This window comes from Pseudoalteromonas sp. OF5H-5, from assembly GCF_021530695.1.
GTDB lineage: Bacteria > Pseudomonadota > Gammaproteobacteria > Enterobacterales > Alteromonadaceae > Pseudoalteromonas.
The window spans coordinates 1-14,933 of the sequence record NZ_JAKGBF010000028.1 but is presented as its reverse complement, the minus strand read 5'-3'; the positions used below and the strand labels follow the sequence as shown (position 1 = coordinate 14,933).

Genomic DNA, 14,933 nt, shown 5'->3' with positions numbered 1-14,933 from the left:
GTTTACTTCATTTGTAATAAAAAAGGCTGGGAGACCAGCCTTTCACGTAAATTATGGTGTTACCACTTCTTCTTCGGTGCAAACAATACGTCCAAGTCGTCTTGTTCTTGCTCTGCTTTCTTTTTCACCGCTGATGCGTTGGACGCTCTAAGTTCGCTGCTGATCTCTTCTAAATAACCTTCCAGCTGTGCTTTTTTCTCTTTTACATAGTCATCATTGTATGAGACGGCGCAAATTGTAGCGTAAGCTTTTTCAAAGTATTGTCTTGCTGAACCGACCATGTTTGCGGTTCTCGCTGAAAGCCCTCGTTTTATCTGGCTTTCAACATTGATTTTAAGCTGAAAGCGCTCCAGCCTACGGTCTTCATTAACGAACAGTTGAGTGTCTACTTTACCTTTACTATGCTCTGAGCGTAGTAGTTGGCGTAATTTCTTTATGCCTTGAACTAATGCGATAATTTGTTTGTCGTTGTCTGGAAGTGCTATCGAGTCTGAGTCAGCTGCTTTTTCAGGCTGAGTATTTAAGCGCTCTTGCGACTCGTGTAAGCGACTTTTTAATTCTTTCGAAGTCGGAGACAACTCCACCATTGCGGCTAAAGCATCGTGCACGCGGCGCTGAATAATACGGATCATGACTTCAGACATCGGAATATTGCTGCCATTCATGATGACGTCTTCCGCTTCTTCTATTACGCGTTTTTGCTTAGCAAGTTCTTTGCGTCTCTCCGCTTCTTGTTTCTCTTTATGTTGCTGGATAGCGCTTACCCAAACTGCTATGACGATAAGTGCAACAATCAACATTATTATAATAGAAACAAACATACTGAAATCTCTTTCATGTAACCACCAGTGTAATTTTTTAATCTTACATGAATTCGTACTATTCTGAACAGGTTTACGACAATAACCTGTAAAAAAGATAAAGAATTCATTATTTTTTAGTATAGCCGATGCCTAAATGAGCGGTTAGTTTTAGTGAAAGATAGTCGCCAGATTTAGCTCGTGAGTTTGCAAAAGCGTGTCACAATATCCGCTATTTGGCCAAATGACTGTCGGAGCGTCAGTGAAAATGCTGATATTTAGTACCTCTTGGCTACCTCATTTTTACCAAATGTGCTAGCCTACATAAGGTCGTAACAGGCGGTTTTTATCGCTTTGCACTAAACTCGCTAACAAAAAGCGGTTTTGCTATGGGCTGATGCTCAACATCAAGAGATCATAAGAATAAAAGCAATATGAAATTACAACAATTGAGATATATCGTCGAAGTGTTGAATCACAACCTGAATGTGTCAGCGACGGCGGAAAGTTTATATACCTCTCAACCTGGTATTTCAAAGCAAGTGCGCATGCTTGAAGACGAGTTGGGGGTACAAATTTTTGGCCGTAGCGGTAAGCACTTAACGCATGTTACGGGCGCGGGTAATGAAATTATTAATATTGCTCGTGAGATCCTCTCTAAAGTGGAAGGGATCAAAGCGGTTGCAAATGAACATACCTTACCAGATCAAGGTAAACTAAACATCGCAACGACGCATACACAAGCTCGTTACGCGTTACCTCCTGTGATCCAAGGATTTATGAAAAAATATCCTGCGGTTTCTCTACACATGCATCAAGGTACGCCACAGCAAATCTCTGATGCTGCCGCTCGAGGTGATGCTGACTTTGCTATTGCTACCGAGGCGCTGCATTTGTACAGTGATCTTGTCATGCTACCTTGCTATCACTGGAATCGTAGTATTGTGGTCGCCAAAGACCATCCTCTTGCACAAAAAGGCAGTGCACTGACGGTGCAAGACGTCGCTAAATATCCGTTGATCACTTATGTGTTTGGTTTTACTGGCCGCTCAGAACTGGATAAAGCATTTAATGCTCATGGTTTGGAGCCACACATCGTGTTTACTGCAACAGACGCCGATGTGATTAAAACCTATGTAAGATTAGGGCTCGGTGTTGGCGTATTAGCGTCAATGGCACTTGATGAAAAGTCTGATAGCGACTTAGTTTGTATCGATGCAAGTCACCTATTTGAAGCAAGTACGACGAAAATCGGTTTCAGAAAAGGAAGCTTCCTAAGAGGCTACATGTACGATTTTATTGAGCGATTTGCACCGCATCTCACAAAAGATGTGGTAGAGCGTGCAAGTTTGCTACGAAATCAAGATGATATCGACAAGCTATTTGAAGGTATGACGCTTCCAGTAAAATGAAGTACTTGAAAAGAATATGAAAAAGGCCTCAACAGAGGCCTTTTTCAATACCGTTATTCGTACGGGAGCGGATCTGTTGCGTGGTTTAGTTCAAACGCTTCGAGACGCTCTTGGCAAGCACCGCACTTACCACATGCTTTTTCGCGGCCGTTGTAACACGTCCAAGTGTCAGCGTAATCTAATCCCATTTTTAGACCGTCGGTCAGGATATCAATTTTTGAGTTGTTAAGATAAGGACTGACAATTTCAACCGCGTCGTAGTTCGCAATGCGACAAACATCATCCATCTTTTTAACGAACTCTGGGCGGCAATCTGGATAAATTGCATGATCGCCAGAGTGAGCACCGTAAAATACCTTATTTGCTTTTAGAGAGACAGCGTAACCTACCGCAAGAGAAAGCAAAATCATATTGCGATTAGGCACAATCGTGCTCTTCATGCTCTCTTCTTCATAGTGGCCTTCTGGCACGTCGATGTCATCTGTTAGGCTAGAGCCTGACAATAATTGATTGATAGCCGAAATATCAACGACCTTATGAGCAATGCCGAGTTTTGCACATACGTCAGCGGCAACTTGTAGCTCTTTTACATGTCGCTGGCCATAGTTAAAAGACAGTGCATAAACCTCATGGCCCTCGCGGACAGCCTTGTTTAATACAGTGTAAGAGTCCATTCCGCCGGAATAGATTACGACAACTTTTTCGCTCATAGGTGATTTGCCTCGATTTTGATAGAGGTTTACTTTAGGGCGCGATATACTACACGGCCGCTGGAGAAATGACAATTTTCTCGCGGTATTTTTCGACAACTTTATCTTAAACACGGGGCCATTTTGTACAAGGTTAACGAAATATTTGAAACAATTCAGGGTGAAGCAAGCTTCACTGGTACGCCTTCAATCTTTTTACGTTTGCAGGGCTGTCCAGTTGGGTGCGCTTGGTGTGATACCAAACAAACCTGGGAAACCAACGACACTTTTATTGTTTCATTGGATAACACTGTAGAAAAAAAGGCTGACTCAGAGTGGTGGGCAAACGCGAGTGCTGACGAGATCTTGGCGATTTTCGAGGCGCGGGGCTACCAAGCCAAACATGTGGTGATCACCGGTGGTGAACCTTGTATGTTTGATCTTCGCCCATTATGCGAGTTATTGCATAGTAAAGGGTACAGCACACAGGTTGAAACCAGTGGGACATTTGAGATCCTCGCGCCAGCTGAAACTTGGGTTACTGTGTCGCCAAAAATTAATATGCGTGGAGGTTACAAAGTACTTCCAAGTGCAATGGCTCGTGCCGATGAAATAAAGCACCCCGTCGCGATGCAAAAGCATATTGAGGAATTAGAGGCGTTATTTGCACAAACTGGGGTTGAACCAAAGCTAGTGTATCTTCAGCCAATTAGCCAAAAAGCCAAGGCCACTAAGCTTGCAATAGACAATTGCAAAGCGAAAAATTGGCGCCTATCAGTTCAAGTGCACAAGTATTTAGGGATTAACTAAAGCGATTTGCCTAAGCGTATTTTAGCTAAAAATGCGGTGTGTTTAAGCTGAGGTATTGAACAAGCAGCGTGCTTAGGCGTTAAGTTTTATGTAGAGGTCAATAACACTCGTTACTGACCATTTCAATCATTCTCTGCGTTTCACCACTGTTCTCAAATTGATAGAGATTGCGATTGATATCTTTGAGCAATTCATGCCAATGTGGTTTTTGTTTGCTAAGTGCAAAGTAGAGGTGATTATACTTAATAGGTGGCGTCACGTTTTCAATGTTTCTCAGTAATTCAATTTTCTCAGCTCTAGGTAAGTCTGAATAATTGACCGTAAAGCGCAGCACTTTTGGATCGCCTATTACTAAATTTACGCGCTTACCGACGAGTAATTTCACTAGCTGTAAATCATTTACGGCTTCCACTGTAACGAATTCACCATTATCCATCATAGCATCAAATTCAGGGGTATTCTGATAGCCCCTCACGACACCAATGAGCTCATTCTTAACTGAGTTTAGATTACCATCAAAGCGGTCTTCTTCACCTCTTCGCTTCAAAAAGCCGATTTCACCACCAGGAAAAGCATTAGATAAAGCAAGTAGCTCTCTGCGGGTCTTATTCTTGTGATTGTCAGACGGTGCTGAATCCTCAATATAGTATTCTGGGAATAAAATATCTGCTTTGCCCGTTTCCGCGGCTCTTACAGCACGAGCCCAAGGCAAAAATTCAACATACACTTGATAGTCTAAGTCGGTAAGCAGTGCGACGGCAAACTGGAAAGCCCAGCCTTTGTTGCAGAGGTTTGCACCGATATAAGGTGGCCAATCTAATGTCACGATATGAATGAACGCATTTTTGCCTTTCTTATTGTATAGATAACCCCCTTGGTACTTTTCTCCAGCAACAAGGTGAAATTCACCGCCCTTGAAGTAGGCGACGTTTAAATTCTCCCCATAGATGAAGCTACTAAACATGAGAAAAAACAAGAGTAATAAGGTCTTTACAATCATCGAAGTCAAAAAAGAGTAGCGAATAGGTAAAGTGTAGTGAAGGAAGGTGAAATTAAAAGGAATAATATAAAAAACAAAGGGGCAGTGATGCCCCTTGGTAATCTAGAATATGAAGCTCTACTCTTACTGCACTAATTCTTGTTCAGAGAATGTGTCTGCAAAAAGTGGGCTAGTTAGGTAACGCTCAGCAGCGCTTGGCAAAATAACCACGATGTTTTTATCGGCATTTTCAGGTTTCTCGGCAATTCGCTTTGCGGCAACTAGGGCTGCACCAGAAGAAATACCTACTAAAATACCTTCGTCTTTCATCAGCTGATGTGCCATTGCAATTGCATCTTCATTCGACACCAACTCAACGCCATCAATAAGCTCAAGATCTAGGTTGCCTGGAATAAAGCCAGCGCCAATCCCTTGAATTTTGTGTGGACCTGGCTTTACTTCGTCGCCCGCAAGGGTTTGCGTGATAACTGGTGAGTCAACTGGCTCAACAGCAATTGACTTAACATTTAGGCCTTTTTCATTTTTCAGATAGCGTGAAACACCGGTGATCGTGCCACCTGTACCAACGCCCGCAACGAAGTAATCGATATTACCTTCAAGTGCATCAAAAATTTCTGGACCCGTTGTTTCAAAGTGGATCTTCGGGTTTGCTGGGTTTTCAAACTGTTGTAGTAACACGTACTTTTCAGGGTTACTTGCTTGGATTTCATTTGCTTTTTCAATCGCGCCTTTCATGCCCTTAGCGCCTTCTGTTAGCACTAAATTTGCGCCAAGTGCTTTAAGTAGTTTACGACGCTCAAGGCTCATCGTATTTGGCATAGTAAGTGTCAACTTATAACCACGAGAAGCAGCAACGAAAGCCAGTGCAATACCCGTGTTACCTGAAGTTGGTTCAATAAGTTCTTTACCTTCGCTAAGAAGACCTGCTTTTTCAGCTTCCCAGATCATAGACGCACCAATACGGCATTTAACGCTGAAGCTTGGGTTACGCGCTTCCACTTTTGCGTAAACATTGCCGCCAGAAACGCGATTGATTTTAACCAGCGGTGTATTACCGATAGTTAGACTGTTGTCTGCATATACTTTAGTCATTTGTGTTCCCTAATCTAGGTTTGCTTGTATTCCATCACTTTACTGCGCATTTCGCAAAACGAAAGGAAAGATTGGCTATAAGATATATCAAATTTGCTTATAGCCAATAGTTATTTAAAGATTGATATTTAAATCAACCAGGCATAACTGAACTTCATAAATACCGTCTTTTCGTCTTTAGTTATTTTTGACAAATCATCGTCTTGATAACCATGATCGGAATAGCCTGCAAAGAAAACGGTTTGTGGGTTTAGTTTATAGGAATAGAGCAGTTGGGTGCTGATGCTTTTATAAGTCGCATCAACATCATCGCTATAATTGCTCTGGTTTCTCGAAATATCTGTATTGATGATTGCCAATCTCAAATAGCTATTAATGTTGAATTGGTAAGTCAGGCGGATATCGCTCAGATTTGCGGTATAAACTTCCGCGCCGTCAGCTTTCATTTTTTCGTATGTATGGCGCAATCTAACTTCAAAATGTTTGCCAAGATTGACGTTAATAACTGGGCGGGCGAAGTACAAATCACCAACACGGTTGTTTGCAAGGTCAACGCGGTTTCCTTTACTTAAGTTCAAACCTGCGAAAACGCCGGCCATTGGCTTGAACTCGATATAAGTCCACTGTGAATTCTCGGTAAATAGATCGGTATTGCCGTCAATCGCTAAACGGGTTTCATCATGTCGCAGTCCTGTACGTTTTCTATGTTCAACACCGAAATCAAGAAAGCTTTGCAACGGGCCGTCAACTGCAAAGTTGGTTTGCACTTCTTTTTCTAATAACTCGCCTTGCTCGTTGTGGGAAATATCCCAGTCGGCGTACCAACGTGCACGGTTCCACCAGTTGTTGTCATCGCCATACCAACGGTACTCACCGCCGAAAAGAAATTTATTAAAGTCGACCTGAGTGATAAAGCCCATATCGGTTCTAAGTGCTGCATCGCGAGCTTGATAGCTGGTAAATGCCTTCCAATGCTTGCGATTGTGCTCATAATTAACGTAATAGCCAGCACCACGGTCATCTTCGTCTATCACTCTGAGTACACTTTCGTTTAGGTCGCACTCAGCGAGCGTACTATCACATAATGCTTCGGCGAAAGCGCTATCATAGTCTGTATCCGAGCCAATTAACTGCACCTGTAAGGTATCGTTATCAGTTGGCTTGTATTTGGCGTCTATACTCGCAACTTGGTTGCGATAGTCGTCGCTTTGCCTAGTCGTCGATGTCACGCCTACAGACAAGGTTTTGTTTAGGTCATGACGATATCTAAGCGCCATGTTTTGGCTTTTTCTCTCTAATGAGACAACACTCGAGCCCAAATTTCCGGGAACAACGACATTGAGTCTTTCATCGTTGGCAATAAATCCTGCAAAAGTGTGACCATTTTTATTACCGGTAAGCTTGACGCCATAATCGGGGGCTGAAATGTTCCGAGTATGAATAAGGTTAAGGTGAGAAGAAAAGTAATCGGAATTATCTAAAAAGAACGCCCGTTTTTCAGGGAAAAATAGGCTAAAGCTATTGTTAACGCTCAATTGTCCCGTGTCAGCTTCAACTTGTGAGAAATCAGGGTTTAGTGTTGCGTTTAGCGTCGTGTCTGGCGTGATAGCCCACTTTACGTCTAAGCCCGGCTCGACATTATTGTCGGCTTGCCACGGCTCTGCGATACCATCATCTATGTCGCGAGACTCTTGCCTATTGGTGACAAGTGTTGGAATAACGGCAAAGTTACTACCTTGCTTAGCCTTAGCAAATCCTTGATATTTTGGCATTTGACAGATCCAGCAAGAATTTGCATGTTGCAATTGCATGCTGGAGATACGCAACCTTTCATTTCTTGGATAAAAACGCAGAAACTCTAAAGCCATGGTTTTGCTCTCGAGGGAGTCGTTAAAATTCAATACACGAAGTGGGATTTCAACTTCAACAACATAACCGTCTTTGTTTATCTTTCCGACGCTATCCCAGATCCCATTCCAAGAACCATTCTCGCTTTTAGTGAGTTCGTTTTCAATTGAGTCTTGTTGTACACCTAGTGGATTGATGAAAAACTGGTAAGCGCTTTGGGCGTTGTTAAATGAATCAATTTTAATGCCGACAAGATCATCTTCCCAGGCGCGGTCACGGTCACGATAAAATGCGCGGATCAATTCAGGATTAGGGTCCTTTGCATCAAAAGCAATAAATAAAGATTGACCATTCTCATATACGTAGGCCTTAGTTTGAACTGGACTTGATTGGTTCTCGTATGGCCAAGTGATGTTGTTGATATCTATTTCTAATGCACGTTGCCAAATATCGGCTTCAAGTACACCATCAATTTTTGCAGAACTATCGACAAATGGGATTTTATTTGGGTCTAGTGCCCATGCTTGACTAGATAGACTAAGCGCGAAAAAAGAGTAGGTTACAGCTTTAAGCATGAATTTAATTATTTTACAGAGACTTTTTCCAGTATTAGATAATATGCAATGAACCGAAACAATTTATTTTCGTCAGGTTGCAATTATTTACGTTGGGTGGCGAATATGTATACATAAAATGTACAAATCGATTTATCTCCATCGAATTAATAGCAAAGATGGTCAAAAACATGTTACAACAACGCCTTTGAAAATCTGCTAGGAAGTAACTATGTCTCTTATATTGAAGCTAGTGGCGGGTATCGTCGCTGGTATGTTGGCGGGTCTGTACTTGCCGACTGTGTTAGTTGAGCTCTTATACACCTTCAAGGTGATCATAGGACAACTTATCAGCTTTACTATTCCTCTGATAATCCTGCTTTTTATTGCTTCAGGTATAGCAGGCTTACCAAAGGGATCGGGCCACTTGCTTGGTAAGACAGTTGGCTTTGCTTATGGGTCAACCATTATTGCTGGCACATTAGCATTTTTATTAGTTAATGCTTTTATCCCATTCTTTGACGGCGGCGTTGCTTATCAAGCCGTGGAAGAATCTCATCTTAAGAGCTTTATTAATATTGAGATCCCTCCGCTGATGGGAGTGATGACGGCACTTGCAACGGCATTTATCTTTGGTATTGGGATGAGCCAGTGTGGCTTAACTAAACTTAAAGGTGTCACTGACGAAGCGAGAGATGTGGTAGATGCACTGCTTGCGAAAGTCATTATTCCAATATTACCACTCTACATCGCCGGTGTTTTTGCTGAAATGGCAGTAGCAGGTACGGTATTCGACACCCTAAGTACGTTTGGCGTAGTATTGCTTGCCGCGATTATTATGCATTGGCTATGGCTAAGCACTTTGTTTGTGGTGAGTGGCCTGTTACTTGGTAGAAATCCACTGGAATTAATCAAAAATATGCTACCTGCGTATTTTACCGCTATTGGTACTATGTCGAGCGCGGCAACTATTCCAGTGTCTCTTCGTGCAAGTAAATCTAATAATGTTAACGAAGAGGTTGCCAATTTTACCGTACCACTTTGTGCCACCATTCATTTGTCAGGGTCGACTATTACCATAGTGACTTGCGCAATGGCTGTGATGCTGCTTTCTCCTGAGATGGTTGTACCGTCATTGTCGGAAATGTTGCCATTCATCTTTATGCTTGGTGTCGTAATGATTGCGGCTCCTGGTGCGCCGGGTGGCGCGGTTATGTCTGCGCTTGGACTATTGACCAGTATGCTTGGTTTTAATGAGGGCGCAGTGGCATTGATGATTGCTTTATATTTAGCGCAAGACAGTTTTGGCACAGCATGTAATGTAACCGGTGATGGTGTGATTGCACTTTGGGTCGATAAATTTTCAAAGCAAAGCTGAGTCATATAAAAATTAATCTACTATAAGTCGCTGTGGCTAAATGCCGTAGCGGCTGCCTTTAAAATCATAAAAGCGGTGGAATTATAATCAAACTGCTTCTTTCATTAATTAACTATTTGGTTAATTCATATCAAAATTGTATTTTTCTCTCGTTTCTATCGTTATGCTTTTAAAAAATATGTGGTAATCTCAAACATCTGGAAGCGGGGCTGTTGGTTGCTTCGCTCCTTTTACCAATATATATGTAGAGGGTGTGCCATTGATTAATGTGCTTTTAGTTGATGATCATGAACTTGTCAGGACTGGCATAAAACGCATTTTAGATGATGTGCGTGGCTTTAAAGTGGTAGGAGAAGCCAAAACTGGTGAGGAAGCCGTAACCTTTTGTCGCCAAAGTGAGCCTGACATTGTGCTAATGGACATGAACATGCCTGGAATTGGTGGATTGGAAGCGACCAAAAAGATTTGCCGTTACTGTCCAGATGTAAAAGTTATTGTGCTTACGGTACATTGTGAAGATCCTTTCCCAAGCAAGGTAATGCAAATTGGTGCGCATGGTTATCTGACAAAAGGTGCAGGCCCTGATGAAATGATCAACGCAATACGTGCTGTTAATGCTGGCCAGCGTTATATTGCGCCAGAAATTGCTCAGCAGATTGCCCTTGCGCAATTTAGTGGCCGCAATGACGAAAACCCTTTCCAATCGCTATCGGAAAGAGAATTACAGATCATGCTCATGATCACTAAAGGTGAGAAAGCACAAAATATTGCAGATCGCTTGAACCTAAGCTCTAAGACGGTAAATAGTTATCGCTATCGCATGTTTGAAAAGCTCAATGTTAGCGGTGATGTGGAATTAACCCACTTGGCTATTCGCCATAAAATGATCGATATAGATAGCAGTCATTAAGTTCTTTTTAAATGACTGAATTTGATTACAAACCTTTCCTTAAGACATTAACAACAGAACCTGGTGTGTACCGCATGTACGATGTGGACGACCAGGTTATCTATGTTGGTAAAGCAAAAAACCTCAAAAAACGAGTTTCTAGCTACTTCCGTTCAAATATCACAGATAGTAAAACGCGAGTATTGGTCAGTAATATTGATCATATTGAAGTAACGTTAACGAATACCGAAACCGAAGCGCTGCTTTTAGAAAATAACTTAATTAAGAAATACCAACCACGATATAACATTCTCTTAAGAGACGATAAAAGTTATCCGTATATTTTCCTGAGCGCCCATCAACATCCAAGACTTGCATTTCATCGTGGTAGTAGAAAACAAAAAGGCGAATATTTTGGTCCTTTTCCTAGCAGTGCTGCTGTATCGGAAAGTCTGAGGTTAATGCAGAAGATTTTCCCTGTTAGGCAATGCGAAGATGCGTATTACCGCGCACGCAGCCGACCTTGTTTGCAGTATCAGTTAAAAAGGTGTTCAGGACCATGCGTTGGCAAGGTAAGCGACGAAGAATACCAAGAACAAGTTGCCATGGTTCGACAGTTTTTGACGGGACGTTCACAGGACGTTATCTCAGCACTGGTGGAACGAATGGAAATCGCCAGTATGTCTTTGGATTTTGAGAAAGCAGCAAAACACAGAGATCAAATTGCTTTATTAAGGCAAATGCAAGAACAGCAGTCCATTGCAGGAAACTTTGCAGAGCTTGATGTTATCGGTTATGAGCAGAAGAACGGTTTAGTGGCCATTCATGTACTGATGATAAGAGAACATAAGGTACTTGGGACGAAAACACATTTTCCAAAAGTACCAAAAGATTCTGGCGCAGATGAAGTGCTAACTTCTTTCCTTGGACAGTATTACATTTCAACGGGTAACCACTCAAGAATTGCTAAAGAAATTGTATTGCCATTCGAAATAGAAGAGGAAAGTGCATTAGAAGCAGCGCTGACTCAAGTTTCGAAGCGCAAAGTTAATTTCAAATGTAACGTTCGCGGTGAGCGAGCCCAATATCTTGCATTGGCAAATAAAAATGCGCAAAACAGTATTGAAGTTAAACAAAGTGCACAAGACTCAATCACCAAACGATATGCCAAACTAAAAGCAGTGCTAGGGCTGTCAGACATTCAAAGAATGGAGTGTTTTGATATCAGTCATACCATGGGAGAAAACACGGTCGCATCGTGCGTTGTATTCGATGGTCAAGGGCCAAACAATAGAGAGTATCGCAGATATAACGTCACTGGGATCACCCCAGGGGATGATTACGCAGCGATGGATTTTGCATTAAATAAGCGCTACGGCAAAATGTCGGATGAAGCGAAAGTACCCGATATTATTTTTATTGATGGTGGTAAGGGGCAGTTAGGTAGGGCGGAATCTTTCTTCGCTGATTGGCAACTCAATAAAATGCCGATACTGATAGGGGTTGCAAAAGGCACAAGCCGAAAACCGGGATTAGAAACATTGCTAATAGATGGTGGTCGTAAAACGGTGAATGTCGAAAGTGATTCACCTGCATTACACCTTATCCAGCATATCCGCGACGAATCACATCGCTTTGCAATTGCAGGGCATCGTAATAAAAGACAAAAACAAAGAACGCAATCTGTGCTTGAAGAGATTGAAGGCGTAGGTCAGAAAAGACGTCAGGCACTACTTAAGTTTTTAGGAGGCATGCAGGGAGTTAAATCTGCAAATATACATCAATTAAAGCAAGTTCCTGGGATCAGCCCTGAAATGGCTGAAAAGATATTTAATCATTTGCATGACAAAGCTTAAGCAATCATGCGAACATAGAAAAAAAGACAATACCAAGTAGTTATGTGGAATATTCCAAATACGCTCACAACATTTAGATTGCTACTCATTCCCGTGTTTGCAGTCGTTTTTTATCTTCCTTATTCATGGGCGTTTTTTGCCGCCGCTTTTATTTTCTGGTTAGCTTCCGTTACCGATATCCTCGATGGCTATCTTGCGCGTAAGTTGGAACAGTCAACACCATTTGGTGCTTTTTTAGATCCTGTTGCCGACAAGGTGATGGTCAGTGTTGCTTTAGTGATACTTGCTACACATTATGATAATTATTTCATTACTATTTCTGCTGTTGTCATTATTAGTAGAGAAATAGTTATTTCTGCGTTGCGCGAATGGATGGCTGAACAAGGTAAAAGAGGAAGTGTTGCTGTATCTTGGCTGGGCAAATTCAAAACAGCTGCACAGATGTTAGCTATTATAGGTTTGATTTGGCAATTATCAGATTGGATGACAATGCTAAGTTACGCACTTTTAGCTATCGCGACATTGCTAACATTAGTTTCTATGATCCAGTATCTCTATGCTGCAAAAGGAGAATTGACTAATTCTTGACTTGAAATGATTATAAACCCAGCGGTTTAGATAAATTTTGAGCAAACGATTCAAAACATTCATTTTTTATGTTGACGCGTTCCAGAACTTCTGTAGAATGCGTCCGTGTTGAGAGGGCAGTATGTCATCTAAATGAAATTTAGATAGCATCACCTAGCAAGTTAAAGTTTAAAGAAGCTTAGTAAATAAGTAGATTTAAATAATGGAACGCGAGTATAGCTCAGCTGGTAGAGCGCGACCTTGCCAAGGTCGAGGTCACGAGTTCGAACCTCGTTACTCGCTCCAAATTTGCGGCGGAATGGCAGAGTGGCCATGCAGCGGATTGCAAATCCGTCTACCTCGGTTCGACTCCGGGTTCCGCCTCCATTTCTCAACATATCCACATGCGAAAGCAAGCCCGATGCCCGGGTGGTGGAATTGGTAGACACAAGGGATTTAAAATCCCTCGCTGGTAACAGCGTGCCGGTTCAAGTCCGGCCCCGGGCACCATTTATATCGGGATTTGTATGTAACAAATCTAAATGGTTTTTATGTACAAAACGGAACGCGAGTATAGCTCAGCTGGTAGAGCGCGACCTTGCCAAGGTCGAGGTCACGAGTTCGAACCTCGTTACTCGCTCCAATTTTTGCTTTCACACCCGATGCCCGGGTGGTGGAATTGGTAGACACAAGGGATTTAAAATCCCTCGCTGGTAACAGCGTGCCGGTTCAAGTCCGGCCCCGGGCACCATTTATTTTTCACATATTAAATTTACCAGTGTGAAAAATGGAATGCGAGTATAGCTCAGCTGGTAGAGCGCGACCTTGCCAAGGTCGAGGTCACGAGTTCGAACCTCGTTACTCGCTCCAATATTCTTCATGGCGGAATGGCAGAGTGGCCATGCAGCGGATTGCAAATCCGTCTACCTCGGTTCGACTCCGGGTTCCGCCTCCATATCGCATATTCTCCTTATTTTTAATATCTTTCTTATTTACCTTTTTTATTATCCAAAAACGCCACTGTTACTGATTTATCCACATCTTCTTTTACTTAAACATTGTTTCTTTAGATCCCAGAATCATTACTATAGCTACTAGCCAATAATAAGAAGAATCGAAAGTTAGTATTCAATACCTTTATAAACGCACCTATCTCCATATTTTCGATAAAAGGTATCATTTTGGTATCTAGTCCTGCTTATTGGATAGACTTACTGCTTCATAGTCGCTTTACATTTTCACTTCCACATAATCTACGTACACCTTCTCTACATAAAGAAGAATTGACCTGGCTTTGTTTCGAGTTCTATATGTAAGTAGGCAAGTTAATATGCTAACAGATGTTATATAACGCCATTTGTTCAGTTGTTCCTTAGTGGTGCTTAAAGTTTATGTAGACTCGCGTGACTTCAATTTGGTCTTTTTGAGTGAAAAATATACTTTTTTGATATGTTTCGTTTGTTTTTTGTTCGAATAAACCGTTTTTATAAGTTTTAATGAAAAAAGGGTTGCACTTAAATCGGATCTCCCTATAATGCGCATCCACCGACACGGAGCACAACGCTGAAAAGCAAAGCAGCAACGAGTTAGCGTCAAGTAAAACTTAAGTTCGAAACTTCTTCTCAAGAAATTCAAAATTAAGTGTTGACAAAAAAATGGGAATGCTTAGAATGCACATCCCTCGAAACAACGAAATGTTTCGAAACGTTCTTTAAAAATATGAAGCAATCATCTGTGTGGGCACTCGTATAGATTGAGTTCTAACAGTAGATTCTAGTTCGCTAGATGACGCAAACAAATTTAGAGTCTCAATTGTAACTGAGTGACTATATAGTCAATTCGTTTTGATTTTACTTTTTTGAAAAGTAGAAACAAACAATCAGAATTCAATGAGCACGAAGCTTAGGCTTCAAAAAACTTTTAATTGAAGAGTTTGATCATGGCTCAGATTGAACGCTGGCGGCAGGCCTAACACATGCAAGTCGAGCGGTAACATTTCTAGCTTGCTAGAAGATGACGAGCGGCGGACGGGTGAGTA

Annotated in this window: 11 protein-coding genes, 7 tRNA genes and 1 rRNA gene; 14 read left to right on the top strand and 5 right to left on the bottom strand. The window is 41.8% G+C overall.

The window, feature by feature from the left end:
- Positions 1 to 59: 59 nt before the first annotated feature.
- The gene (locus tag L1271_RS23575; protein WP_039492261.1) at positions 60 to 821 is read right to left on the bottom strand and encodes a hypothetical protein; all 762 of its coding nucleotides are present in this window, start codon (positions 819 to 821) and stop codon (positions 60 to 62) included.
- 413 nt (positions 822 to 1,234) lie between these two features.
- Here L1271_RS23575 and cysB point away from each other — a divergent pair, with 413 nt between their 5' ends.
- Complete coding sequence (gene cysB / locus L1271_RS23570) at positions 1,235 to 2,212, top strand: HTH-type transcriptional regulator CysB (RefSeq protein ID WP_010375565.1); 978 nt, start codon at positions 1,235 to 1,237, stop codon at positions 2,210 to 2,212.
- A 53-nt stretch (positions 2,213 to 2,265) separates the two neighbouring features.
- Here the strand turns inward: cysB and queC are convergent, their stop codons facing one another.
- Entirely contained in the window at positions 2,266 to 2,922 is a 657-nt protein-coding gene (gene queC, locus L1271_RS23565; protein ID WP_235368924.1) for a 7-cyano-7-deazaguanine synthase QueC, read from the bottom strand.
- A gap of 123 nt (positions 2,923 to 3,045) precedes the next feature.
- On the opposite strand from queC, the gene queE reads away from it, so the two are divergent.
- Positions 3,046 to 3,711 carry a 7-carboxy-7-deazaguanine synthase QueE gene (gene queE, locus L1271_RS23560; protein ID WP_102056583.1) on the top strand — a complete coding sequence of 222 codons (666 nt, stop codon included), beginning with the start codon at positions 3,046 to 3,048 and terminating at the stop codon, positions 3,709 to 3,711.
- Between the two features lie 97 nt (positions 3,712 to 3,808).
- Here the strand turns inward: queE and L1271_RS23555 are convergent, their stop codons facing one another.
- From L1271_RS23555 to L1271_RS23545, 3 genes are all read right to left on the bottom strand, one after another.
- Positions 3,809 to 4,675, bottom strand: a complete 867-nt coding sequence (locus L1271_RS23555; RefSeq protein WP_102056584.1) for a substrate-binding periplasmic protein — start codon at positions 4,673 to 4,675, stop codon at positions 3,809 to 3,811.
- Between the two features lie 159 nt (positions 4,676 to 4,834).
- Positions 4,835 to 5,803 carry a cysteine synthase A gene (cysK, locus tag L1271_RS23550; protein WP_010606534.1) on the bottom strand — a complete coding sequence of 323 codons (969 nt, stop codon included), beginning with the start codon at positions 5,801 to 5,803 and terminating at the stop codon, positions 4,835 to 4,837.
- Positions 5,804 to 5,931: 128 nt separating this feature from the next.
- Positions 5,932 to 8,226, bottom strand: a complete 2,295-nt coding sequence (locus tag L1271_RS23545; protein ID WP_235368923.1) for a DUF5916 domain-containing protein — start codon at positions 8,224 to 8,226, stop codon at positions 5,932 to 5,934.
- A 211-nt stretch (positions 8,227 to 8,437) separates the two neighbouring features.
- Here L1271_RS23545 and L1271_RS23540 point away from each other — a divergent pair, with 211 nt between their 5' ends.
- The 12 genes from L1271_RS23540 to L1271_RS23485 form a co-directional block, all read left to right on the top strand.
- On the top strand, positions 8,438 to 9,583 hold the full coding sequence (locus tag L1271_RS23540) for a dicarboxylate/amino acid:cation symporter (protein WP_010606536.1): 1,146 nt from the start codon (positions 8,438 to 8,440) through the stop codon (positions 9,581 to 9,583).
- 259 nt (positions 9,584 to 9,842) lie between these two features.
- Complete coding sequence (uvrY, locus tag L1271_RS23535; protein WP_010606537.1) at positions 9,843 to 10,493, top strand: UvrY/SirA/GacA family response regulator transcription factor; 651 nt, start codon at positions 9,843 to 9,845, stop codon at positions 10,491 to 10,493.
- A gap of 11 nt (positions 10,494 to 10,504) precedes the next feature.
- Entirely contained in the window at positions 10,505 to 12,328 is a 1,824-nt protein-coding gene (gene uvrC / locus L1271_RS23530) for an excinuclease ABC subunit UvrC (RefSeq protein ID WP_235368922.1), read from the top strand.
- Positions 12,329 to 12,370: 42 nt separating this feature from the next.
- Complete coding sequence (pgsA, locus tag L1271_RS23525) at positions 12,371 to 12,916, top strand: CDP-diacylglycerol--glycerol-3-phosphate 3-phosphatidyltransferase (RefSeq protein ID WP_010375584.1); 546 nt, start codon at positions 12,371 to 12,373, stop codon at positions 12,914 to 12,916.
- A 209-nt stretch (positions 12,917 to 13,125) separates the two neighbouring features.
- Positions 13,126 to 13,201: transfer RNA gene (locus L1271_RS23520), tRNA-Gly, on the top strand.
- 7 nt (positions 13,202 to 13,208) lie between these two features.
- Positions 13,209 to 13,282 (top strand) — tRNA-Cys (locus tag L1271_RS23515).
- A gap of 36 nt (positions 13,283 to 13,318) precedes the next feature.
- Positions 13,319 to 13,405: transfer RNA gene (locus L1271_RS23510), tRNA-Leu, on the top strand.
- Positions 13,406 to 13,462: 57 nt separating this feature from the next.
- Positions 13,463 to 13,538: transfer RNA gene (locus L1271_RS23505), tRNA-Gly, on the top strand.
- Between the two features lie 21 nt (positions 13,539 to 13,559).
- Positions 13,560 to 13,646 (top strand) — tRNA-Leu (locus L1271_RS23500).
- Between the two features lie 43 nt (positions 13,647 to 13,689).
- A tRNA-Gly gene (locus L1271_RS23495) sits at positions 13,690 to 13,765 on the top strand.
- Positions 13,766 to 13,776: 11 nt separating this feature from the next.
- Positions 13,777 to 13,850: transfer RNA gene (locus tag L1271_RS23490), tRNA-Cys, on the top strand.
- Between the two features lie 966 nt (positions 13,851 to 14,816).
- Positions 14,817 to 14,933, top strand: a 16S ribosomal RNA gene (locus L1271_RS23485); the annotation flags it as partial.

Excerpts from the sequence above, each read along its gene's own strand:
- L1271_RS23540 (WP_010606536.1), top strand. The coding sequence starts at position 8,438 with ATGTCTCTTATATTGAAGCTAGTGGCGGGTATCGTCGCTGGTATGTTG.
- cysB (WP_010375565.1), top strand. The coding sequence starts at position 1,235 with ATGAAATTACAACAATTGAGATATATCGTCGAAGTGTTGAATCACAAC.
- queC (WP_235368924.1), bottom strand. The coding sequence starts at position 2,922 with ATGAGCGAAAAAGTTGTCGTAATCTATTCCGGCGGAATGGACTCTTAC.
- pgsA (WP_010375584.1), top strand. The coding sequence starts at position 12,371 with ATGTGGAATATTCCAAATACGCTCACAACATTTAGATTGCTACTCATT.
- cysK (WP_010606534.1), bottom strand. The coding sequence starts at position 5,803 with ATGACTAAAGTATATGCAGACAACAGTCTAACTATCGGTAATACACCG.
- L1271_RS23545 (WP_235368923.1), bottom strand. The coding sequence starts at position 8,226 with ATGCTTAAAGCTGTAACCTACTCTTTTTTCGCGCTTAGTCTATCTAGT.
- uvrC (WP_235368922.1), top strand. The coding sequence starts at position 10,505 with ATGACTGAATTTGATTACAAACCTTTCCTTAAGACATTAACAACAGAA.
- L1271_RS23555 (WP_102056584.1), bottom strand. The coding sequence starts at position 4,675 with ATGTTTAGTAGCTTCATCTATGGGGAGAATTTAAACGTCGCCTACTTC.
- L1271_RS23575 (WP_039492261.1), bottom strand. The coding sequence starts at position 821 with ATGTTTGTTTCTATTATAATAATGTTGATTGTTGCACTTATCGTCATA.